The sequence below is a fragment of the Actinosynnema sp. NPDC004786 genome (genome assembly GCF_053601135.1).
Window position 1 is genome coordinate 83,763 of sequence record NZ_JBSGBG010000005.1, and the last position, 21,192, is coordinate 104,954.

20 protein-coding genes are annotated in these 21,192 nt (G+C 73.9%); 10 read left to right on the forward strand and 10 right to left on the reverse strand.

Annotated features, from left to right (window positions below):
- Positions 1–248 precede the first annotated feature (248 nt).
- Genes ACWEFJ_RS06170 through ACWEFJ_RS06185 form a run of 4 tightly spaced genes read left to right on the forward strand, consistent with a single transcriptional unit; the run spans position 249 to position 5,084 of the window.
- Positions 249–1,256, forward strand: a complete 1,008-nt coding sequence (locus ACWEFJ_RS06170; RefSeq protein ID WP_378092550.1) for a serine O-acetyltransferase — start codon at positions 249–251, stop codon at positions 1,254–1,256.
- Between the two features lie 49 nt (positions 1,257–1,305).
- Positions 1,306–2,766 carry an EamA family transporter gene (locus tag ACWEFJ_RS06175; protein WP_449713096.1) on the forward strand — a complete coding sequence of 487 codons (1,461 nt, stop codon included), beginning with the start codon at positions 1,306–1,308 and terminating at the stop codon, positions 2,764–2,766.
- A 3-nt stretch (positions 2,767–2,769) separates the two neighbouring features.
- Positions 2,770–3,738, forward strand: coding sequence for a PLP-dependent cysteine synthase family protein (locus ACWEFJ_RS06180; RefSeq protein WP_378092545.1), 969 nt, complete (start codon positions 2,770–2,772; stop codon positions 3,736–3,738).
- Entirely contained in the window at positions 3,735–5,084 is a 1,350-nt protein-coding gene (locus ACWEFJ_RS06185; RefSeq protein ID WP_378092543.1) for an aminotransferase class V-fold PLP-dependent enzyme, read from the forward strand. The genes ACWEFJ_RS06180 and ACWEFJ_RS06185 overlap by 4 nt, the downstream gene beginning before the upstream one ends.
- Before the next feature lie 15 nt (positions 5,085–5,099).
- On the opposite strand, the gene ACWEFJ_RS06190 is transcribed toward ACWEFJ_RS06185, so the two are convergent.
- Positions 5,100–5,885, reverse strand: a complete 786-nt coding sequence (locus ACWEFJ_RS06190; RefSeq protein WP_378092541.1) for an alpha/beta hydrolase — start codon at positions 5,883–5,885, stop codon at positions 5,100–5,102.
- 102 nt (positions 5,886–5,987) lie between these two features.
- On the opposite strand from ACWEFJ_RS06190, the gene ACWEFJ_RS06195 reads away from it, so the two are divergent.
- Complete coding sequence (locus ACWEFJ_RS06195; RefSeq protein ID WP_449713097.1) at positions 5,988–6,635, forward strand: HemK2/MTQ2 family protein methyltransferase; 648 nt, start codon at positions 5,988–5,990, stop codon at positions 6,633–6,635.
- Positions 6,619–6,810, forward strand: coding sequence for a CDGSH iron-sulfur domain-containing protein (locus tag ACWEFJ_RS06200; protein WP_378092537.1), 192 nt, complete (start codon positions 6,619–6,621; stop codon positions 6,808–6,810). The genes ACWEFJ_RS06195 and ACWEFJ_RS06200 overlap by 17 nt, the downstream gene beginning before the upstream one ends.
- A 9-nt stretch (positions 6,811–6,819) precedes the next feature.
- Here ACWEFJ_RS06200 and ACWEFJ_RS06205 read toward each other — a convergent pair whose 3' ends face one another.
- Genes ACWEFJ_RS06205 through ACWEFJ_RS06215 form a run of 3 tightly spaced genes read right to left on the reverse strand, consistent with a single transcriptional unit; the run spans position 6,820 to position 10,405 of the window.
- Positions 6,820–7,827, reverse strand: coding sequence for an iron-containing redox enzyme family protein (locus ACWEFJ_RS06205; RefSeq protein WP_449713098.1), 1,008 nt, complete (start codon positions 7,825–7,827; stop codon positions 6,820–6,822).
- On the reverse strand, positions 7,824–8,897 hold the full coding sequence (locus ACWEFJ_RS06210) for a carboxylate-amine ligase (protein ID WP_449713099.1): 1,074 nt from the start codon (positions 8,895–8,897) through the stop codon (positions 7,824–7,826). Before ACWEFJ_RS06210 ends, ACWEFJ_RS06205 begins: the two co-directional genes overlap by 4 nt.
- Entirely contained in the window at positions 8,897–10,405 is a 1,509-nt protein-coding gene (locus ACWEFJ_RS06215) for an FAD-dependent oxidoreductase (RefSeq protein ID WP_449713100.1), read from the reverse strand. The genes ACWEFJ_RS06210 and ACWEFJ_RS06215 overlap by 1 nt, the downstream gene beginning before the upstream one ends.
- A gap of 61 nt (positions 10,406–10,466) precedes the next feature.
- Between ACWEFJ_RS06215 and ACWEFJ_RS06220 the strand changes: the two genes are divergently transcribed.
- The gene (locus ACWEFJ_RS06220) at positions 10,467–10,904 is read left to right on the forward strand and encodes a DUF6098 family protein (protein WP_378092528.1); all 438 of its coding nucleotides are present in this window, start codon (positions 10,467–10,469) and stop codon (positions 10,902–10,904) included.
- A gap of 175 nt (positions 10,905–11,079) precedes the next feature.
- On the opposite strand, the gene ACWEFJ_RS06225 is transcribed toward ACWEFJ_RS06220, so the two are convergent.
- Positions 11,080–13,092 (reverse strand): neutral/alkaline ceramidase, encoded by a 2,013-nt coding sequence (locus tag ACWEFJ_RS06225; RefSeq protein ID WP_449713101.1) that lies wholly within the window; start codon positions 13,090–13,092, stop codon positions 11,080–11,082.
- A gap of 109 nt (positions 13,093–13,201) precedes the next feature.
- Between ACWEFJ_RS06225 and ACWEFJ_RS06230 the strand changes: the two genes are divergently transcribed.
- A complete protein-coding gene (locus tag ACWEFJ_RS06230) occupies positions 13,202–14,173 on the forward strand; it encodes a GlxA family transcriptional regulator (protein ID WP_378092522.1) in 972 nt (323 codons plus the stop codon).
- Here ACWEFJ_RS06230 and ccsB read toward each other — a convergent pair.
- The 5 genes from ccsB to ACWEFJ_RS06255 form a co-directional block, all read right to left on the reverse strand.
- A complete protein-coding gene (gene ccsB / locus ACWEFJ_RS06235; RefSeq protein ID WP_449713102.1) occupies positions 14,155–15,033 on the reverse strand; it encodes a c-type cytochrome biogenesis protein CcsB in 879 nt (292 codons plus the stop codon). The two genes, ACWEFJ_RS06230 and ccsB, sit on opposite strands and share 19 nt — an antisense overlap.
- Positions 15,026–15,406, reverse strand: coding sequence for a hypothetical protein (locus ACWEFJ_RS06240; RefSeq protein WP_378092518.1), 381 nt, complete (start codon positions 15,404–15,406; stop codon positions 15,026–15,028). Before ACWEFJ_RS06240 ends, ccsB begins: the two co-directional genes overlap by 8 nt.
- Before the next feature lie 66 nt (positions 15,407–15,472).
- On the reverse strand, positions 15,473–16,354 hold the full coding sequence (locus ACWEFJ_RS06245) for a M56 family metallopeptidase (protein ID WP_449713103.1): 882 nt from the start codon (positions 16,352–16,354) through the stop codon (positions 15,473–15,475).
- Positions 16,351–16,668 (reverse strand): BlaI/MecI/CopY family transcriptional regulator, encoded by a 318-nt coding sequence (locus ACWEFJ_RS06250; RefSeq protein WP_378092556.1) that lies wholly within the window; start codon positions 16,666–16,668, stop codon positions 16,351–16,353. The genes ACWEFJ_RS06245 and ACWEFJ_RS06250 overlap by 4 nt, the downstream gene beginning before the upstream one ends.
- An 88-nt stretch (positions 16,669–16,756) precedes the next feature.
- A complete protein-coding gene (locus tag ACWEFJ_RS06255) occupies positions 16,757–17,164 on the reverse strand; it encodes a VOC family protein (RefSeq protein WP_449713104.1) in 408 nt (135 codons plus the stop codon).
- 86 nt (positions 17,165–17,250) lie between these two features.
- Between ACWEFJ_RS06255 and ACWEFJ_RS06260 the strand changes: the two genes are divergently transcribed.
- Both ACWEFJ_RS06260 and ACWEFJ_RS06265 read left to right on the forward strand, forming a co-directional pair.
- Positions 17,251–19,749 carry an nSTAND1 domain-containing NTPase gene (locus tag ACWEFJ_RS06260; RefSeq protein WP_449713105.1) on the forward strand — a complete coding sequence of 833 codons (2,499 nt, stop codon included), beginning with the start codon at positions 17,251–17,253 and terminating at the stop codon, positions 19,747–19,749.
- The gene (locus ACWEFJ_RS06265) at positions 19,746–21,191 is read left to right on the forward strand and encodes a hypothetical protein (RefSeq protein ID WP_449713106.1); all 1,446 of its coding nucleotides are present in this window, start codon (positions 19,746–19,748) and stop codon (positions 21,189–21,191) included. The genes ACWEFJ_RS06260 and ACWEFJ_RS06265 overlap by 4 nt, the downstream gene beginning before the upstream one ends.
- Position 21,192 lies beyond the last annotated feature (1 nt).

Genomic DNA, 21,192 nt, shown 5'->3' on the forward strand with positions numbered 1-21,192 from the left:
GGGCCGTTGGGACATCCGGGTGAAGTATCGGACCCCGATGTGTTTCGAGGTTATTAATTCTCGTTAATCATGATCCACCGGCTGGTCCAATTCGGTGAACCTGTCCGGTCCGGACGCCACCGGGTGCGACCGATCGGCCCAGCGCACCGGCCGATCGGCGCACTCCGCCGCAAAACTGCGGTCGCAGAAGTGCGGACACCGAGGTAATGTCCCCGACCGCGACATCATCAGTTGACTAGGGGGAACCGGTGTCTGTCGTCCACGAGGAGTCCGCCGTTCCCGCGGATCGGGAAGCGGACGCGGCCCACTCCGAAATAGTCCGGGCGACGGAGAATGCGCTGGCGCCGCACGCGGCCGATTCCGCCGCGATCGGCCTCGACCACGTCGCCGCGGTCCGCCGCGCCGCCGACCTCGCGGTCGGCGACCTCCTCGCGCTCGCCCGCCGCGACCCGGCCGCCCTGGGCTCGTGGCGCTACGTGCTGGAGACCTACGCGTGCTTCCAGGCGGTGCTCTCCTACCGCGTCGCGCACGAGGTGCTGACCGCGCCGAGCGACGACCCGTGGCGGCGACGCGTGCTGGCGCGCAAGATCTCCGAGGCGGCGAAGGTCCGCACGGGCGTGGAGATCCACCCCGGCGCCACGATCGGCCCCCGGTTCATCATCGACCACGGCATGGGCACGGTCATCGGCGAGGACGTCACCATCGGCGCGGACTGCTACATCCTCCAGGGCGTGGTGCTCGGGGCGCTCGGCATCGCCGACAACGCCGCGGGCCGGCGGCACCCCACGCTCGGGGACCGGGTGCAGGTCGGCGGGTTCGCCCGCGTGCTCGGCCCGATCACGGTCGGCGACGACGTGACGATCGGCAGCCACGCCCTGGTCCGGGCGGACGTGCCCGCCGGCGCGCAGGTGGCGGTGCTGCACCAGTACCAGATGGTCGCCGGGCCGCGGCCGATCACCGTCTACGGCGTGGAAGGGCTCGGCGAGTACCGCTTCCGGCTGCACGGCAACGACCTGGACCGACCGGGCCTGGAGGTGCAGCTGCTCGGCCCGACGCAGCTGCCGCTGGCCGCCGGCGACTGGTCGGTGCTGCAGAACAGCGCGAAGTGCCTCACGGTCCAGATCTCGCCCCGGGCGCGCGGGCTGCGCTCGGTGGCGCACATCAGGGTCAGCCACGGCGGGTCCGAGGTGACCGTCGGCATCCCGCTGGCCCGCAAGTCGCGGGTGGCCGCGCGACCGCGCACCGCGATCGGCTGAGCCGCCGCCCGTCCAGCACACCACCATTCCAGTCTGGAGATCCCGCTCCATGTCCGCACCCGAGATCGAGGCGCCCGCTGCCGCCGCCGCGACGCCCGCTCGACCCCGACGGCAGACGGCGCTGCTCGGGGTGAGCTTCACCGCCGTCGTGCTGATCTGGGGCTCGACCTGGATCGCGATCAAGCTCGCGATCACCGACATGCCGCCGCTCACCGCGTCCGGCCTGCGCTTCATCGTCGCCGGTCCGGCGTTCATCGCGGCCTGCCTCGTGCTGCGCAAGCCGCTGCGCTACCCGAGCGGCATGGGCTGGTTCTTCGCCTTCATGGTGGGCTGCTACTTCACCGTGCCGTTCTTCCTGTTCAACTACGGCGAGCTGTACGTGTCGTCGGGCCTGGCGTCGATCTGCGTGTCGTCGGTGTCGATCCTCATGATCGTGTTCAGCGTGCCGATCCTGCGCACGCGCATCACCACCACGCAGGCCGCGGCCGTGCTGGTCGCGTTCGCCGCGCTGGGCACGCTGATCGTGCACTCGCAGGGCGTCGCGGTGACGCACGTGATCGGCGTGGCGGCACTGCTGGGCGCGGCGGTGATCCACGCGCTGGCCTACATCATGATCAAGAAGCACGGCGGCCGGATGCCGGCGCTCACCCTGAACACCCTGCCGATGGCCGTCGGCGGCGTGCTGCTCACGGGGTTGGGCCTGCTGGTCGAACGCCCCGGCGCGGAGGCGTTCACCGCGCGCAGCGTCGGCGCGACGATCTACCTCGGCGTGGTCGCGTCCGCGATCGGGTTCGCGGTGTACTTCTGGCTCCTCCAGCGGATGGACACGGTGATCGTGTCGTTCGCGTTCGTGCTGTTCCCGATCATCGCGCAGTTCCTGGCCGTGGTGATCGAGGGCGCGTCGTTCGGCTGGGTCGATTTGGTGCTGACGCTGGTGATCCTCGGCGCGTTCGGCGTCACGCAGTACAACCAGCGCAAGGTGCTGCCGCCGCCCGCCGCGGCGACCGCCGCGCTGGACGACGACGGGCGGCCGACCGACGCCGCGCTCGCCGAGGTCTACCGGCACGTGCTGGCCCGCTACCCGTCCGAGGCGTGCGGGTTCATCCGCGCGAGCGGCGTGAAGGACTGCGTGAACGTGATCGAGGACCGGCCCGGGGTCTACGACCGGGAGAGCCGGACCGGCTACGCGTTCGGCGTGGAGGACCTGCGCGAGCTGGAGGACTCGTTCGACGGCGACGACCCGGTCCGGGTGATCTACCACTCGCACCCCGACGCGGGCGCGTACTTCAGCGACGAGGACCACCGGTTCGCCGTGTTCGAGGGCACGCCGGTGTACCCGGTGCGCCACCTCGTCGTGGACACGTCGCGGGACGAGGTGCTCGGCGCGCGGTTGTTCGACTTCGACCCCCCGCGGGGCCGCTACACCGCGATCGCCACCTTCGGCGCGCCGCGCGAGAAGACCGTCCCCCCGCACGCGAAGACCGTGCCCCCGCACGCCGAGCAGGAGTGAGACATGGCCAAGGGCATCGCCGACTCGGTGCTGGACGCGATCGGCGACACGCCGGTCGTGCGGCTGTCGCGGCTGGAACCGGATTTGGACCGCGAGCTGCTGGTGAAGCTGGAGCTGCTCAACCCCGGCGGCAGCCACAAGGTGCGCATCGCGTTGAACATGATCCTGGAGGCGGAGAAGGACGGCGAGCTGGTCCGCGGCAGCGGCCAGACGATCATCGAGTCCACCGGCGGCAACACCGGGATCGGGCTGGCGATGGCGGCGGCCATCCTGGGCTACCGGCTGGTGCTGGTGATCCCGGACAACTACAGCCCGGCCAAGCAACGGCTGCTGCGCGGCTACGGCGCCGAGGTGCTGCTGTCCGACCACACGCTGGGCAACAACTCGCACGCCGAGATGGCGCTGGGGCTGCTGTTCGACAACCCGGACTGGGTGATGCTCAACCAGCAGGCCAACCCGGCGAACCCCGCGATCCACGTGCGCACCACCGCGGTGGAGATCCTGGACGCGCTCGGGCCGCGCCTGCCGGACGCGATGGTCGCGGGCGTCGGCACGGGCGGCCACCTCACCGGCGTGGGCAGGGTGCTGGCCGAGCACAACCCGGCGATGCGGATCGTCGCCGTGCAGCCGGAGGGCTGTTCGTTGCGGGACAACCAGTTCGTCACGCACTCCATCCAGGGCCTCGCCGTCGGGCTGGTGCCCGCGGTGCTGGACCTGGACCTCGTCACGGCCGAGGAGCAGGTGTCGTTCGACGACGCGCGGCGGATGATGCGGCAGGTCATGCGGACCGAGGGGTTGGCGGTCGGCATCTCGTCCGCGGCGAACCTGGTGGCGGCGTGCCGGGTGGCGCGGTCGCTGCCCGCCGGGTCGCGGGTGCTCACGTTCGCCTACGACGGCGTGCACGACTACCTCGACGCGCTGCCCGAGGACGTCGCGTTCGCCGAGGGCTCGGCCGCGGGGGAAGCGCGGTGACCCTGTTCCTGGACCCGGACCGGACCGTCCGGCCGTTCGCGCACCACCGGCCGACCGACGGGGCGCGGTCCGTGCTGCCCGCCGTGCTCGGCGCGGACCTCCAGGTGCCGCTGGGTTCCGGCGCGACGGCGTCGTTCGCGAACTTCGACCACGCCGCCACCGCGCCGTGCATGGTCGCCGTGGCCGAGGCCGCGCAGGCGTTCCTGCCCTGGTACGCCAGCACGCACGAGGGCTCCGGCACGTTGTCCGCGATGTCCACGGCCCGCTTCGACGAGGCGCGGCGGGTGGTCCGGGCGTTCATCGGCTGCCGGGACGACGACTACCTGGTCTTCACCCGCAACACCACCGACGCGTTGAAGCTGCTGGCGATGGCCGTGCCGGAGGGCACGACGGTGGTGGTGTTCTCCAGCGAGCACCACGCGTTGCTGCTGCCGTGGCGGGACGTGCGCCGGTTGCCGATCCCGTCGTCGGTCGAGGAGATGCTGGCGTCGTTGGACGAGGCGCTGTCCTCGCTCGGCGACTCGGCGCTGGTGGCGGTGAGCGCGGTGCTCAACGTGACCGGCGAGCTGATGCCGCTGGAGGACGTGGTCGCGCTGTGCCGCCGCCACGGCGCGCGGGTCGCGGTGGACGCGGCGCAGTACGCCGCGCACCAGCCCATCGACATCGCCGCCCTGGACGTGGACTACGTGGCGTTCAGCGGGCACAAGATGTACGCGCCGTTCGGCATCGGCGTGCTCGCCGGCCGGCCGGACTGGCTGGAGCGGGCGCGACCGCACCTCGCCGGGTGCGGCGCCACGGTGCACGTCGGCGACGGCACCGTGACGTGGGCGGCGGGCGCCCGGCGGCACGAGGCGGGCGGCGCGAACGTCGTGGGCGCGGTCGCGCTGGCGGCGGCGTGCCAGACGTTGCAGACCGCGTGGAACTCGGTGATGCCGTACGAGTCGGTGCTGCTGACCCGGTTGCGCTCGGGGTTGGCCGAGATCCCCGAGGTCGTCGAGGTGTCGTTGTTCGGCCCGGCCAGCGAACGCGTCGCGATGGTCGCGTTCACGGTGGACGGCGTGGACTCCGCGCTGCTGGCGACCGCCCTGTCGGTGGAGTACGGCATCGGCGTCCGCCACGGCGACTTCTGCGCCCGGCCCTTGGCCCGGCACCTGTCCGGCGAGCGCACCGCCGTGCGGGCCAGCCTGGGCCTGGGCATCGGGGTGGACCACGTCGACCGCCTGGTGGACGCGGTCCGCACGATCAGCGAGATCGGGCCGCGGATGTTCTACGTGGCCGAGGACGGCGCGTGGTGGCCCAGCACGGAGGCCACGGGCTCACGGCTGCACGTGCCGCCGACGCGGTAGGCGGCGCCACCCGGGTCAGCCCGGCGCGTGCACCGGCTCGGGCTCGGGCGCCGCGGTCCGGTCGCGGTCGCGGGCCCAGGCGGCCAGTCGTGGCGCGAGCAGCCGGTACACCTCGGGGTCCAGGCCCATGCCGGTGTGCGTGCTGTCCACCTCGACGCACTCCGCGCACGGGTCGGCGCACAGCTCCCAGGGCGCGATGAGGTCGTTGCGGGAGTACACCGCGATGGCGGGCACCCGCAGGGGCTGCTTGAGGCCGGTGGAGTGGGTGTCGTAGCACGCGCCCGCGAAGCAGTCCTCGTTGAGCAGCCCCGGGATCCCGACCCGCGACAGCCGGGCCAGGGTCCGCGCCACCCGCATCACGCTCGGGTGCGCGCCGAGCTGGTCCAGCACCGGGCTGGCGAGCATCACCAGGCCGCGCACGAGTTCCGGCCGCCGCACGGACACCAGCCGGGCCAGGCCGCCGCCCCGGCTCTGCCCGAACAGCACCACCGGGCCGCCGGTCGCCTCGGCGTGCGCCTCCAGCCCGCGTTCCAGCCGGTCGACCAGGTCGGACGTGCACCCCACGTTCAGCCCGATCCGCGCGCCGGTGGGCACGTAACCGCGTTTGCGCAGCCACGTCCTGGTCAGGTGCAGGCTGCGGTCGCCGAAACCGAACCCCGGCACGAGCAGCACGCCCAGGCCGCGGCCCTCCTCGGGGTCGGGGGCGCGCCAGACCGGGTGGGCCAGCAGGCGCGGGATGCCCAGCATCGCGACCAGCACCTGTTCCCGGGCCACCGCACGGGTCGCCTCCGCCACGCCCATCCGACCTCCCTGTTTCGGGGACACCGGGGTTCCCCCTCGGGGCGCGATCCATTCCTGTCCGCCGGTCCGTTTGCGTGCCAGAGCCGAGGGAACCACTGTCCTATGTGGTTGTGGAGGCCGCCGGGCGTGTACCGGCCCCAAGAGGACACCTGGTTGATGGCCAGGGCGCTGGAGCAGGCCGGGATGCCGCGCGGGGCGCGCGTGCTCGACGTCTGCACCGGCACCGGCGCGCTGGCGATCGCCTCGGGCGTGGCGGGGGCGGGTGAGGTCACGGCGGTGGACCTCAGCCGGCGCGCCCTCGCCGCGACCCGGGTCAACGCCCGGTTGCGCGGGCTGTCCGTGCGCGTGCGGCGCGGCGACTTCGGCGACCTGGTCGGCCGGGAGCGGTTCGACGTGGTCACGGCCAACCCGCCGTACGTGCCGAGCGCGGACGTGCCGGACCGGGGGCCCGCGCGGGCGTGGGACGCGGGGCTGGACGGGCGTTGCGTGCTCGACCGGCTGTGCGCGGTCATGCCGTTGTTGTTGGCGGACAAGGGCATGGGGTTGATCGTGCACTCGACGCTGTGCGACCCGGACGTGACGCTGCGTCAGTTGCGCGGCGGTGGTCTGAAGGCGTCGGTGGTCGCGCGCCGCACCGTCCCGTTCGGACCCGTGATGCGCGGCCGGGCCGCGTGGTTGGCCGAACGCGGGCTCATCGAATCCGGTCAGGAGCACGAGGAGTTGGTGGTGGTCCGTGCCGACGCAGCGTGAAGCCCGGGTGGTGACCGTCGTGCCCGGTGGGCCGGTGCTGGTGGAGGGGCCGGTCGAGCTGCGGCTGGACGACGGGACCGTGGTGTGCTCGGACCGGTTCGTCGTCGCGGTGTGCGCGTGCCGCCGCAGCAAGCGCTACCCGCTGTGCGACACGAGCCACCGCAAACGACGCTGACCTGTTGTCCTAACCGTCCTGGAGGGGCCGGCGCAACGCCGTCAGCCCCTCCTGCCACGCGCCCAGCAGGTGGTCGCCGAGCCGTTGTTCCAGCAGTTCGGTGGCCTGCACGCCGAACACCACGGATTCGGCCAGCTCCGGCTCGCGGGCCAGCAGGTCGCCGATCACGTCCCGCCGCATCACCTGTTCGTGCACGGCGTCCGCCTCGATGTGCTCGGTGAAGAACTCGACGCACGCCGGGTGCGCGTCCAGCCGCTCCAACGCCTTGGCCATCCGGGTGGCGCTGGGCGCGGTGGTGATCTCGGCCGCGGCGAAGTGCCCGACCAGCGCGCCGCGCAACGACCGGTGCAGGCCGCACAACGACATCAGGTTCACCGTCGCCAGCATCACCGCGGGGGCGTGCTCCAGGTACCGCAGGTAGCCGGGGTCCAGGTCGGCGCCGACGAGCAGGTCGGCGAACAGCCGCGAGTGCATCCGGTCGCCGCGCCCGCCGCCGAACTCGTCGAACTCCACCGCCACCAGCGCGGCCTTCGCCGCGCCGCGCAGGCGCGGGATCACCCAGGCGTGCGGGTCTGCCTCCTTCAGGTGGTAGATCGAGCGCAGGGCGAGGTACTCGCGCATGTGCCACCACTCCCCCTCGTCCTTGAGGAAGTGGCTCACCCCCACGCCGTCCACCGGCTCGACCAGCAGTTCGTCCAGCACACCGCCGATGTCCGCGCCGCCGGGCACGTCGGCCCGCAGGGCGTCGAGGAACACCCGCTCCAGGGCGCCGCGGAACCGCAGCAGCCCCGGGTCCCACTCCCAGTCGTCCGACACGCCGGCGAAGCCCTGGTAGTGCAGCTCGTAGCACACGTGCAAAGCCAGTTGGAGGTCTTCGCCGTACGGGTCCGCCGACCCGGGCGACGGCAGGTCCGCGGCCGGCGGGTCGGCGCGCAGGACGTCGAGGACGGCGGCCGAGAGCGGGCCGCGCGGCGCGGGGAGCACGGCGCGGTCGAGAGCAGGGTCCACAGTGGTCATGCCCGTGGACTACCCGCTCCGGTAAGCGCGCACGCGAGCACGTCCACGGCCGCCTCGGGTGATCCGGCCCTCAGTTGACGGGCCGCACCGGTCCCCTGCTCCACCACGCCCCGCACGAGTGACCGGATCAGGTCACGGTCGTCACCCAGCGCATCGGACACGTGGTCGAGCAACGCGTCCACCAGGTCCGCGGCGGGCACCGGCCGCGCGGTGAACGGGTCCACGCCGGGGCCGGAGAGCCCGTAGCGGGCCGCCGTCCACACCGCCGCCGCCAGCACCTGGTCGTCCAACTCCGGGGCGGGACCGGCGGTGCGGGCGGTGTCCACGAGCGCCCGGGTGAGCCCGGCCTGGAGCAGCGCGTCGTCCACCGTGGCGGCGGCGTCGGCGGCGCGCACCTCCACCGTCGGGTACCGGGTCGACGGCCGGGCCAGCCAGAACGTCTGGCTGGGGTCCACCAGCACGCCGCAGTCCACCAGCCGGGCCACCCTGGCGTCGTGCTCGGCGGCCGTGCGGGAGAACGGCGGCACGCCCGAGCCGGGGAACGGCGCCTGGTGCACCATGCGCCAGCTCGCGTACCCGGTGTCGCGGTCCCGGTCGAACGGCGAGTTCGCGCCCAGCGCGAGCAGCGTCGGCAGCCACGGCCGCAGGTGGTTGACCACGTGCACCGCGGTCTCCCGGTCCGGCACGCCGACGTGCACGTGGCAGCCGCAGCACTGGTAGCCGTGCACCTGGCCGCGGTAGACCGAGTCGATCCGCTCGTAGCGCTCCCCCGCGCTCAGCGCCGGCCGCAGGTCGGCCAGCGGCGGCGAACCGGACGCGACCAGCCACAGGCCCTCGGCGCGGGCGGCGGCGGCCAACGCGCGCCGGCCCGCCGTCAACTGGTCGCGCAGCTCGTCCAGGCCCTCGCACACGCCGCTGGCGAACTCGACCTGCGCGGCGCTGAGCTCGCGGTGGACCCGCGCGCCGGGCGGCAGGTCGCGCACGCCCGCCAGCACGTCGGCCGCACGCGCCACGGGGCGGCGCGTCGACGGGTCCACCAGGAGGAACTCCTCCTCGACGCCGACCGTCATCAGGCGGGGTCGCGACGGGGCAGCGGCCGGGTGGCGGGCCCTTCCAGCACGCTGCCGTCCACGTCGAACCGCGAGCCGTGGCACGGGCAGTCCCAGCTGCGCTCCGCGGCGTTGAACCGGACCAGGCAGCCCAGGTGCGTGCAGCGCAACGACACGCCGTGCGCAACCCCGGCCTCGTCCCGGTACACGCCCGCCTTGCCCGTGCCGTCGCGCACCACCCGCGCCTCGCCGACCGGCACGTCCGCCACCGAGTCCACCTCGGCGGACTTCAGCCGGTCGCCGACGAGGTCCGCGGCCACCTTCGCGTTCAGCTTCGCGAGCTTCGGCGTGGCGCCCAGGGTCAGCCGGTGCGGGCTGAACCGCGCGGCCAGCGGGTTCTCCCGGCCCACGACCAGGTCGGTGAGCAGCTCGGCGGCCAGGGTGCCGTTGCTCAGGCCCCACTTCATGTAGCCGGTCGCGCCGTACAGCGTGGTCGAGCCGGGCGTGTAGGGGCCGATCATCGGCAGGTTGTCGTAGGCCGTCGGGTCCTGCGCGGACCAGCGGTGGGTCACCTCGGCGACGTCCCAGTGCTCGCGGGCGAACGCGGCCAGCTCCTCGTACGGCTCACCCGGCGACGACCCGGTCGGGTGACCGCGCCCGCAGACGATCAGCAGGTCGCCGGACCGCGACAGCGACCACGAGGGGCTGCCCGCGCTGATCGCCAGGCCCGTCGGGGGCGTGCCGGAGCGCAGGGTCGCGGCGACGCAGTAGGAGCGCATGGGCTCCAGCCGGGCGAAGTACAGGCCGCGGTCCAGGATCGGGTAGTGCGTGGCGATGACCACGCGTTCGGCGGTGACCGTGCCGTCCTCGGTGTGCACGCGGCTCGGCTTGCCGTCCTCGATGCGCAGCACGCGGCTGCCCTCGTAGACCCGCGACCCGTCGCCGTCCACGGCCTCCGCGAGGCCGCGCACGTACTTGGCCGGGTGGATCAGCAGCTGGTCGTCCAGCCGCACCGCCCCGGCCACCTCGAACGGCACGCCCATGTGCTCGCCGCGGTCGCGCGTCACCGGCAACCCGGCCTTGGCCGCCGCGGCGGCCTCCTGCTCGACCGAGGGCAGCTCCGACTCGTCGAACGCGTAGGTGTAGGCCGGCATGCGGCGCAGGTCGCAGTCGATGCCCAGCTCGGACACCAGCGCGGCCACCCGCTCGACGGCCGCCAGGTTGCCCGCGGCGTAGTCGGCCGCCGCCTCGGGGCCGTGCCTGCGCTCGATCGTGGAGTACACAGTGGACTGCAGGGCGGTGACCTTGGCGGTGTTGTTGCCGCTCACGCCGCCGCCCACGCGCTCCGCCTCCACCACGGCGACCCGCAGGCCCGCGCGCTTGAGCAGCAGCGCCGTGGTGACGCCGGTGATGCCGCCGCCGACCACCGCCACGTCCACCGCGGCCTCGCCGACGAGCACGGGGAACCGGCCGTGCGGGATCGCCTCCGACCACAACGAGTGGAGGGCGGTCGTGGTCGCTTCCGTCATGCTTTAGCTCATACCCGGCACCTCGGTGTTCGAACCTCCGCCGACGCGGTAACCCCGGCGCATGCGCAGCTTCGACGATCTCTCCGATTTGGTCTCCCTGGTCGAGGACCGCGCGCCCGCGCGCGAGCTGTACGTGCGCTGGTCGCAGGGGCCGGACGCGGACAGCGACCGGCGCAGCCGCGACGGGCTGAGCGGCGTGCACCTGCCCGGGCTGTCCGCCAACTCGCTGGCCATCGAACCGTGGTGGGGCGACCGGCCGCTGCGGCTCTGGGTGGCCCGCCGCCTGCACGACTACCGCCACCTGCGGGAACGGCGCGGTCCGGGCACCCGGCCGTGGGTGCTGGAGGGCCAGGAGGTCGGCCGCGGTCCGGACAACGAGCCGTTGGTGAAGTGCCACCGCCCGATCGGGTGGATCGCGGACGACGTGCTCACCGAGTGCGAACGCCTGGTCGAGGAGCACGCCGCCACGAACTGGGGCTCCCTGGACCGGGAGGGCTGACACGTCGCCGACCCGTTCACGGTTGCGTCCGCAGTAGGTGTCGTGATCGTGCACGCGGCGGACCGGGGAGAGCGGTCCGCACCCCGGTCCGGCCACCGCGCCGACCCGCGTCCCGAGCACGCGCCCTGCCGCCCGCGCGTCACCGACTGCGGGCGCGAATCCCGCGCACGAGTGCTCAGCCCACGGTGAACGGCCTGGTCGCGCCCGTGAACGGGGTGATCGCGCCGGTCCAGCCGCTCTTCCAGTCGCCGTGGTGCACGATCCGGTACGTGCCCGCCGGGGTGTCGGCCGGGATCGTCCAGGTGATCGTGGCGGTCGAGTTGGCCACGCCCTCGCGTTGCCACCGGTAGCGGGTGGACCAGTCGCCGTCGTCGGCGTGCCGGGTCCACGTGCCGCCGACCAGCCGTTGGACCTCCAGGAACGTGCCGTTGCGGCGCAGGTTGTTCTTCGGGTGGCCGGTGACGAACACCGCCGTGGCGGTCCGGCCGCGCGCGTAGGTCGCGGCCGGCTCGGTCAGCACCTGGCCGAACGAGTGCCACGGCGCCTTGTCGTCGAACACGACCCCGGTCTGGAGGTTGATGCCGGTGAACGGGGGCTTGGTCGGCGTCGCGCCCGGCGCGAGGGGCGTGCCCGCGCGCAGCGACGCGGCGAGCTCGGCGAACTCCTGCTGGTAGGCGGGCAGGGTGTTGCGGCCGAACAGGGTCGAGCCACCCTCGTACTGCTGGAGGTCGTACTCCTCCGGGGTGGTCACGTACTGGCTGTAGTCGTTGGCGTAGCCCTGCACCAGCACGTTCTCCAGCGGCACGCCCGCCTCGGCGGCCACCGCGCGGCGGATCCGCAGCCCCGCCACGATCGTCACCTCCGCCGGCACGGCGACCAGGTGCAGCGGTCCGATCCGGACGATCTGCAGCGGCAGGACGTTCGGCGTGGCCTGCACCAGGCCGGTCGGCACCAGCGATGCCTTCGGGTACTGGCAGTCGCGCAGCCACTGCGGCACCTCGACGTTCAAGGGTTCGAACAACGCCTTCAGCGGGCTGGTCATGCCCTCGCTGAAGCCGGGGATCGCCGGGCCGTCCTCCACGCTGCCCGCCATCGTGGAGGCGCCGACCACACCGGGGCACGTCGTGCCGGGGCGGCCGTCGGTGGTGTACCGGCCGTCAACCGTCACCGCGGCCATGTCCACGAACCGCATCCGGTAGTCCACCGCGCCGGTGACCGGTGTCTGCGGCCCGGCGAACACCTCCTGGGCCTTGCGGTTCTGCCGCTCGCCGATGATCCGGGTGTTCTCCACCTCGTCCTCGGTCGGCCCCGAGCCGGGGCGGAGGTTGAGGTTGGGCGACATGTCGCCCGCGTTGGTGTTGGGGAACGCGGCGACGAACCCGGGCCGGTCCTCCAGGTACCGCACGCCCCGGTCGTCGTGCTCCCACTGGTAGGACGCGTAGCCCTTGTTGTCCGGGCTGATCAGGGTGTTCTTGTTGGTCATCGACGTGTTGTGGGTGGCGAACCAGCTGATCGCGCCGACGTCCGCGCCGTTCTGCCGGAACCGCAGCACGGTCATCGCCGGGTCGATCGCGCCCGGGAAGTGGGCCCTGTCCGCGGCGGGGTTGCGGTCGAACGCGACCCGCGAGCGGTTCACGCTGGCGTTGGTCAGCTCCCCCCGGCCCAGGGTCAGCTCCCCCGGCTTGAGGTCCTCGTGCGCCTTGACGATCGACTCGGTGATGCCGTCGGCGATGGCCGCCAGGGTCTGCGGCTGCAGGCCGAGGATCGAGAGGTTGTAGGCGAGGTTGTGCGAGTAGCCGCCGGGCCCGGCGTGCGTGTGGGTCGCGGACAGCAGCACGTTCTCGCGGGTGTAGAGCGAGCCGTACCGGGCCTGGAGCCGGGCCAGCACCTCCTCCTGCACCGCCCGGAAGATCATTGCCAGGTCCGCGTTGACGTACGCGACCCGCTTGCCGGTGGCCTGGTCGACCACGACGAAGGCGCGGGAGCGCTGGCGCTGGTGGATGCCGGTGGTCTTCTGGTCGAACGAGGAGTACCCCATCATGCCGTTCTCGGCGGCCGGTCCGGTGACGTCCGAGATGCCCCGGCCGACCAGGTACGGCTGCGGCACGGCCTCCGCCGCCGGCAGCCCGACCACGACCAGCGCGCCCACCAGCGCGGTTGCCGCCCACGACCGTCGAGAGAACCGCATCAGCACTCCCCGAGCCGACATACGCGAAATGTCTTCACCTTTACTCGACGGTAGGTGATCCGGGCCACGCGGGCAACCCCCGACCGGACGCCGCCCTACGGTGGTCGACATGCACACGGTGGCCGTCCTCGCCCTCGACCGGGTCGTGCCGTTCGACCTGTCCACGCCCCTGGAGGTGTTCACCCGCACCCGGCTGGCCGACGGCCGTCCCGCGTACCGCGTCCTGGTCTGCGGCGCGACGCCGACGGTGGACGCGGGCGCGTTCACGCTCCAGCCGCCGTGGGGGCTGGACGCCGTGGTCGCCGCGGACACCGTGATCCTGCCGGGCTGCGCCGACGCCACCGCCCCGGTCCCGGAGGAGGTGATCGACGCGCTGCGGCGCGCCGCCGCACGCGGCGCGCGGATCGCGTCCATCTGCTCCGGCGCGTTCGTCCTCGCGGCCACCGGCCTGCTCGACGGCCTGCGCGCCACCACGCACTGGGCCGCGGCCGCCGCGCTCGCCGCGCGGCACCCTGAGGTGGAGGTGGACCCGGACGTGCTCTACGTGGACAACGGCCGGCTGCTGACATCGGCCGGCGCCGCCGCCGGGCTGGACCTGTGCCTGCACCTCATCCGCCGCGACCACGGCTCCGCAGTCGCCGCCGACGCCGCCCGCCTGTCGGTGATGCCGCTGGAGCGCGAGGGCGGCCAGGCGCAGTTCATCGTGCACGAGCGGCCGCCCGCGCCGCGCGGCTCGGTGCTCGAACCCGTGCTGCGGTGGATGGAGGACAACTGCGAGCGCGACATCGGCCTGGAGGACATCGCCGCCCACGCGGGCATGAGCACCCGCACGCTCAACCGCCGGTTCCGCGAGCAGACCGGCACCACGCCCGTGCAGTGGCTGCACCGCACCCGCATCCGCCGGGCGCAGCACCTGCTGGAGGCGACCGACCACCCGGTGGACCGGATCGCCGCCCGGGTCGGGTTCGGCTCGCCCACGGCGTTCCGGGACCGGTTCAAGCGGGTCGTCGGCACCAACCCCCACGCCTACCGCGCCGCGTTCCGCCGACGTGACGCGGCCGCTCAGTCCACCCCCGCGTAGGAGTGCAGGCCCACCACCACCAGGTTGACGAAGAACAGGTTGAACAGCACCACGACCAGGCCGACGACGTTGAGCCACGCCGAGCGCCGCCCCCGCCAGCCCGCCGTCGCGCGGGCGTGCAGGTAGGCGGCGTAGCAGACCCAGGAGGCGAACGCGACCGTCTCCTTGGGGTCCCAGCCCCAGAACCGGCCCCACGCCTGCTCGGCCCACACCGCGCCGGTGACGATCGCGAACGTCAGCGTCAGGAACCCGACCGCGCCGGTGCGGTAGGCGATCTTGTCCAGGTGGTCGGCGGGCGGCAGCCGCCGGACCGGCCCGGACTTGCCGGTCCCCTTGCCCGTGCTCGCCAGGTGCAGCGCGCTGACCACACCGGACAGCAGGAACACGCCGCTGGCCATGATCGCCGCCGCGACGTGGATGATGATCCAGTACGAGCGCAGCGCCGGCACGAGCGGCGCGGCCTCGGTGTAGAGCCGGTTGCCCGCCAGGAACAGTAGCGACGCGATCGGCAGCAGCACGAACACCGACATCCGGCGCAGGTCGTGCCGCAGCACCAGGTAGAGCCACGCGACGACGGCGATGAGCCCGACCGCCGACAGGTACTCGTACATGTTGCCCCACGGCACCCGGCCGGTCGCGACACCGCGCAGCGCCAGCGACGCGAGGTGCAGCAGCCCGCCCAGGACGGTCAGCGCGACCCCGCACCGGCCGAACCGGACCGCGAACGCGGGCGGGTTCGCCGCGTGCCGGGTCAGCGCGTACTCGGCCGAGCACAGCAGGGCGGCGAGCATGTAGACGCCGAACGCGCTGGTGAACAGCCAGTCGCTGAGCAGCGCGGGCCCCGCCAGGCGGTCACCCATGGCCGGCCCACAGCTGGTTGAGCCGCAGCACCATCACGGGCACGCTCAGGCAGGTCACGGTCAGCACGCCCGCGCCCCACCGGGACCGCTCGGCCACCGACCACACCGCGCCCAGCGGCAGCACGACCGCGACGCCGACCAGGTAGCCGACGAACGTCGCGCGGTCCAGCTCGCGGTCCGAGCCGAGCAGCGCCACCACGCCGACCACCGCCTGCACCAGCAGCGCCGCCTCCAGCAGCACCACGACCGCCGCCAACCCGAGCGTCGGCCTGGTGCGCAGGGTGATCGGGTGGTCGAGCACCGCCAGGACGAGCGCCCAGGCGGCGGCCCCGAACGCGACGACCGTCACCGCGGTCGCCAGGACTTGGATCATCGCACCCCTCCGGAATGACTACTACAGAACGTAGCACTACGTCGTGTAGTAGTCCCCGTGGAGGGGTCAGAAGATCACGAAGCTCACCGGGGTGGACACCAGCACCAGGCCCCCGACCAGCGCGGACCAGCGGACGGCGGCGGGCAGCGGCGGCAGGCCGGCCAGGCGGTCCAGCCGCGCCTCCACGGCGACGTCGGCCGCGCCCAACGCGCCCTCGGGCGGGCGGACCGTGTCGAACCTCCGCAGCGCGGCGGCCAGCGGCCGGGCGCCGTGGCGCAGGCTCGCGCTCTCGTCGGCCCGCATCTCCACCAGCAACGCCACCGCCCGCGCGACCGACCGCACCAGCCGCACCTTCGGCAGCACCGCGCACAACGCGCTGAACGGCAGCAGCACCAGGTCGTGCCGCTCGCGCCCGTGCGCGTGCTCGTGCCCCAGCACGGCGTCCACCTGCTCGCGGGTCAACGCGGTCAACGCGCCCGAGCTGAGCACGACGGCCGACCGCGTGCCGGGCACGCAGTAGGCGACCACGTGCGGGTGGTCCAGCACCAGCGCGCCGGGCGCGGCGTCGTCCCGGCGGGCGACCAGCGCGAGCACGTCGCGGTGCCTGCGGCGCACCCGCAGCACCGACCACCAGGTCCACAGCAGACCGATGAGCAGGTCGGCCGCGGACAGCAGGCCCAGCACGACCAACACGGCCGCGGGCGTCACGTCGCCGCGCACGGCGTCCCCCGCCCAGCGGCCGAGGGCGACCGGGATGGGCGCGTCGTACGGCGCGAGACCCAGGGCGAGCAGCAGGCCGACCGCCGACAGCACCGCCGCCAGGCCGAGCATCTGCCACAGCAGGATGCCGGTGCGCGGGGCGCGCCACACCCACCGGGCGCGGGCGAGCGGACCCGCCACCGCCACGCACAGCGCGAGCGTCGCGGCGAGGTGCCACGCGGCGTTCACCGCTCGTCCAGCGCCTGGCTCAGGGCCTCCGCCTCGGGCTCGCTCACCGACCGCGCGAAGTGCGCCAACGCGGTCTCCCGGTCACCGGTCAGGGACAGCGCGTCGAGCATCAGCCCGGCCACGTACTGCTCCCGGCTCGCCACCGGCGCGTAGTGCCAGGCGCGGCCCTCGCCGGCCTCGCGCCGGACGAAACCCTTCTTCGCCAACCGGTTCAGCACCGTCATCACGGTCGTGTACGCCAGGTCGCGGTCGGACAGCGCGCGGACCACCTCCCGCACCGCCACCGGCTCGCCGCGATCCCACAGGACGTCCATCGCGGCCCGCTCCAACTCGCCCAGCCGGTTCACCGCCACGCTCCACCCGTCACGCCGCGATCGTACGAGGCCGGCCGGCGCGCCGCGGTCAGGAGCCGCTGATGTTGACCATCCAGGAGATGCCGAACCGGTCCTGGCAGGCGCCGAACTCGTCGCCCCACACCTGCTTCTCCAGCGGCACGGTGACGTTGCCGCCCTCGGAGAGCTGCTCGAAGTACCGGCGCAGCTCCTCGCCGTCGTCGCCGCTGAGGCTGATGGTGACGTTGTCGCCGGGGTTGTGCGGCATGCCGGGCGGGGTGTCGGAGGCCATCAGCGTGTAGCCGCTGGGCGTCTCCAACTGCGCGTGCATGATCTTCTCCGCCTCGGGCGCGTCGGCCTGGCCGAACTCGCCGAACGTGTTGACCACCAGCGTGCCGCCGAAGACGGATTCGTAGAACTCCATGGCCTCGCGGGCGTTTCCTGCGAAGCTGATGTACGGGTTGAGTCGCGAACTCATGGCGCCCTCCTCTCGGGGACGGGTCGTGCGGGCGGGCTCATCCTGGCACCGGGGACCGACAATCGCAGGGCGGGTGGGGTACGAGGGTGGGCAACGCGATCACGGTCTACCTGTCGTCGCCGGGCGACGTGCGCGACGAGCGGGCCGCGGTGCTGGAGGTGGTGCGGCGGCTGCGGTTCGACCCGTTCCTCGACCCCGGCACGGACCTGAGGGTGGTGAGCTGGGACAACCCCGACGCGCCGGTGCCGCTGCCGCTCTCGGAGCAGCCCCAGGACACGGTGGACTCGGTGCAGGGCCTGCCGTCGGAGAGCGACATCGTGATCGCGGTGCTGTGGTCGCGGCTGGGCACGCCCGTGCGTGGCGCGGCGTCGGGCACGGTGTGGGAGATCGAGGACGCGCTGCGCGCCGGCGGGCCGGACGTGCTGGTCTACCACAAGACCCCGCCCGCGACGGTGGCGCTGGGCGACCCGGACTGGCACGCCAAGGCCGAGCAGTACCGGGCCCTCACCGACTACCTGGCCACGCTGCGCGAGCGCGGGGTGGTGCAGGAGTTCGCCGACCTGGGCGAGTTCCGGTCGCTGGTGGACGCCCACCTGCGCCGGCTGATCGCGCGGCGGACCAGGCCGGCCGCGCCGCGGCGGACGCGCTGGGACGCCTCCCGCTCCCCCTACCCCGGGTTGCAGGCGTTCACCACCGCCGACGCCGACTGCTTCTTCGGCCGCGACCACGAGGTCGACGCGCTGGTCGGGCTCGTGCGCGCGCACCGCCTGGTCACGGTCGTCGGCCCCAGCGGGTCGGGCAAGTCGTCGCTGGTCGGCGCCGGGCTGCTGCCCAGGCTCGCGGCGGCGGGGTGGCGCACGCCGAGGTACGCCGACGGCGCGTGGTCGGGCCACCGCGTCACGCCCCGCGGCATCGCCGCGGGTCAGGAGCTGCCGGAGCCGGAGGACGCCCGCACGGTGGTGTTCGTGGACCAGTTCGAGGAGGTCTTCGCCCCGGCCGCCGGAGCGCACCGGCAGGCGCTGCTGGACCGGTTGGTCGACCTGGCCGACTCGGGCGGCGCGACCGTGGTGGCGAGCCTGCGCGCGGACTTCCTCGGCCCGGCGCTGGAGCACCCGGGCCTGGCGCGGCACCTGCGGTCGGCGATGCTGCCGCTGGGCCCGCCGGACCTGTCGTCGGTCTCGGAGATCATCCGCAGGCCGGCCGCGCTGGCCGGCCTGCGGTTCGACCGCGACCTGCCCGAGCTGCTGCTGGTGCACGCGCGGCAGGAGCCGGGGCGGCTGCCGCTGCTGGCGTTCGCGCTCCACGAACTGCACCTGCGCCGCGACGGCGACCGGTTGACCACGGCGGCCTACGAGGAGATCGGCGGGGTCGAGGGCGCGATCGGGCACCTCGCCGAGCGGGCGTTCCGGGCGCTGCCCGACGAGGTGCGGGCCGAGTTCGGGGCGGTGGTGCGCAAGCTGGTCGAGGTGGACGAGGTCGGTGGCCCGGTGCGCGGCCGGGCCGCGCAGGCCGAGCTGTCCGCGCCGCGCCGCAGGGCGCTGGTGGACGCGCTGGTCGACGCCCGGCTGCTGGTCACCGGCACCGGACCCGACCCGTTCGTGGAGGTGGCGCACGAGGCGATCTTCCGCGGCTGGCCGCGGTTCGCGCGGTGGCTGGACGCGGGCCACGAGGACCTGCTGGCGGTCAACCGGATGCGGCGTGCGGCGGCGGACTGGGCGCGCAGCGGGCGCGACCCGCTGTTCCTGTGGCCGCAGGAGCGGATCGAACCGGTGGTGGGGGCGGTGACCCGGATGGACGTCGCGTTGACGCCGCAGGAGCGCGACTTCCTGAGGCCCGAGCCCGAACGCCTGCTCGACGAGCTGGTCACGCCCGGTCTGCCGCACTCGCGGCGGCGCGAGATCTCCACCCGTCTCGCCCGGCTGGGCGATCAGCGCCCCGGCGTGGGCGCCGTGGACGGGCGGCCGGACATCGTGTGGTGCGAGGTGCCCGGCGACGAGCCGCTCTGGATCGCGAAGTACCCCGTCACGGTCGAGCAGCTCGCCGCCTTCCGCCGCGGCCGGTTCCGGACGACGGACGCCCGGCCGACCGGGCTGGAGGGGCGGCAGCCGAACGCGCCCGCCGCCGTCACCTGGCACGAGGCGGTGGTGTTCTGCCGGTGGCTGGACGGCCTGCGCGACCGGGCGTGGCCGCGGCACGGGGTGGTGCGGCTGCCGACCGCGCGGGAGTGGGTGCGCGCGGCGGGCGGCGGGTCCACCCGGTACCCGTGGGGCGACGACTGGCGCGACGACCACGCCAACACCGCCGCGTCGGGGCTCGGCGGCCCGATCGCCGTGGGGATGTACCCGCTGGGGCGGTCGCCCGCGGGCGGCGCACTGGACCTGGTCGGGACGGTGTGGGAGTGGTGCGAGGACGACCCGGGGACCGCCCCGGAAGGGGTGCACGTGCTGAAGGGCGGTTCGGCGCGGGAGCACCCCGACCGGTGCCGCGTCGACGTGGACCGGGTCATGCGCGGCGACGTCGTGCGGGACGACCGCGGTTTCCGGCCGTGCGTCGGGCCGGCGCTGTGGGCGGGTGGAGCGAGGTGAGGCAGCCGCTCGTGCCCGTGGAACAGGTCGAGGTCGTCCCCGGCGCGCTGTCGGCGACGCTGTACCTGGACCGGGTGAACGCGGGCGTCGAGCACGAGGTCTGGCTGTTCGCCACCTGCGGCATGGAGGCCGTCGGCGCGCCCGAGGTGGTGTTCGCGGTGCGCCGGGACGGCCCACCGCCCGCACGGGTGCTCGACCTGTTCCGGTCGCTGCACGACCAGGCGGCGAGCGGCGCGGCCCTGTCGCCCGGCGACGCGCTGGAGGTCGACCGGGGCACGTTCGGGTTCGGCCCGGCCATCAGCGGGTTCCTGTGCCTGCCCTACCGCCTGCACGACCCGCGGCTGCCCGCGCTCGACGGCTTCGGGCGCACGCCGCTGCTGCTGGTCGCGTTGCTGGCGGGGGAGTACCGGGCCGCCCAGCGGTACGGCCACCTGCGGGTGCTGGCGCTGCTGGGCAAGCTGACCCGGGTGTTCCCGCACCCGTGGTGGTTCGACGACCGCCGCCCGGTCGTCGTCGAGCCGGAGCCGACGCACCCCGGCGCGGCCTCCGTGCTGTCGCGCCACGACCTGCCCACCGCGCGGGCGCCCTACCTCAGCGTGGTCCACAGTGGACCGCAGGTGCGGCTCTCGCTGTCCGAGGCGGCCTGCGACCGCCTGCTGGACCTGCTGTCCGGCGCGCCCGAGACGGTGTTGCTGCTGCCGGGCGCGGGCGAGTCCGAGGACGCCCGGTACGTGTGGCGGCCGGGCCAGACCGGTCCGGAGGCGATCATGTTCGCCGGCGGCGGCTCGGTCGTGCACGGCGCGCTGGACGTCGGCGTGAACTTCCTGCTCCTGCTGCACGGCGACGTCGAGGTGGACGCGGTGCAGCAAGAGGACGGCTTCCTGCTGATGATGCCCGACGAGCTGTGGCGGCGGTTCCTCCGGGCGCTGGCGGACCGCCGGGGGCTGACCTGGCGCGCGGCGGGCAGCGAGATCACGCTGGAGCCGTACGCCCAGCGGTACGCCTCGCCGTTCGGGGTGGTCGCGCAGAGCCGGGACGGCTTCCCGCCGTACCGCCCCAAGCCCACCGCGCGAGGCGTCGGCGACGCGGCGTCGCCGCTCTACAACGTCCGGCTGGACGCCATCCACCTGCTCACCGACCAGCGGTTGGTGGAGCAGGAGCTGTCGGCCGAGGAGGCGGTCGGGTTCATCCAGGACGCCTGCCAGGTCGTGGACGACGCGCTGGAGGGCGTCCACCACGGGGTCGAGGCGCTCCTCGTGCACTTCCGGCTGACACCGGGCATGCCGCCGTGGATCGGGCTGGCGGTCAGCCCGGACCGGCCCGGTGTGCTGCCGCGCGAGGTGGCCGACCCCCTGCTCGCGCGGTTGAACGCCCTGCCGGGACCGGCGGTGCGGCGCCACGAAGTGCGGTTCGAGGCGCGGCTGGAGGTCGTGCGGGAGTGAG

Coding starts and splice junctions, on each gene's coding strand:
- ACWEFJ_RS06195 (WP_449713097.1), top strand. CDS start 5,988: ATGTGGTTGTGGAGGCCGCCGGGCGTGTACCGGCCCCAAGAGGACACC.
- ACWEFJ_RS06205 (WP_449713098.1), bottom strand. CDS start 7,827: ATGACCACTGTGGACCCTGCTCTCGACCGCGCCGTGCTCCCCGCGCCG.
- ccsB (WP_449713102.1), bottom strand. CDS start 15,033: ATGGGTGACCGCCTGGCGGGGCCCGCGCTGCTCAGCGACTGGCTGTTC.
- ACWEFJ_RS06175 (WP_449713096.1), top strand. CDS start 1,306: ATGTCCGCACCCGAGATCGAGGCGCCCGCTGCCGCCGCCGCGACGCCC.
- ACWEFJ_RS06210 (WP_449713099.1), bottom strand. CDS start 8,897: ATGACGGTCGGCGTCGAGGAGGAGTTCCTCCTGGTGGACCCGTCGACG.
- ACWEFJ_RS06215 (WP_449713100.1), bottom strand. CDS start 10,405: ATGACGGAAGCGACCACGACCGCCCTCCACTCGTTGTGGTCGGAGGCG.
- ACWEFJ_RS06190 (WP_378092541.1), bottom strand. CDS start 5,885: ATGGGCGTGGCGGAGGCGACCCGTGCGGTGGCCCGGGAACAGGTGCTG.
- ACWEFJ_RS06255 (WP_449713104.1), bottom strand. CDS start 17,164: ATGAGTTCGCGACTCAACCCGTACATCAGCTTCGCAGGAAACGCCCGC.
- ACWEFJ_RS06240 (WP_378092518.1), bottom strand. CDS start 15,406: ATGATCCAAGTCCTGGCGACCGCGGTGACGGTCGTCGCGTTCGGGGCC.
- ACWEFJ_RS06180 (WP_378092545.1), top strand. CDS start 2,770: ATGGCCAAGGGCATCGCCGACTCGGTGCTGGACGCGATCGGCGACACG.
- ACWEFJ_RS06225 (WP_449713101.1), bottom strand. CDS start 13,092: ATGCGGTTCTCTCGACGGTCGTGGGCGGCAACCGCGCTGGTGGGCGCG.
- ACWEFJ_RS06250 (WP_378092556.1), bottom strand. CDS start 16,668: ATGGACGTCCTGTGGGATCGCGGCGAGCCGGTGGCGGTGCGGGAGGTG.
- ACWEFJ_RS06230 (WP_378092522.1), top strand. CDS start 13,202: ATGCACACGGTGGCCGTCCTCGCCCTCGACCGGGTCGTGCCGTTCGAC.
- ACWEFJ_RS06220 (WP_378092528.1), top strand. CDS start 10,467: ATGCGCAGCTTCGACGATCTCTCCGATTTGGTCTCCCTGGTCGAGGAC.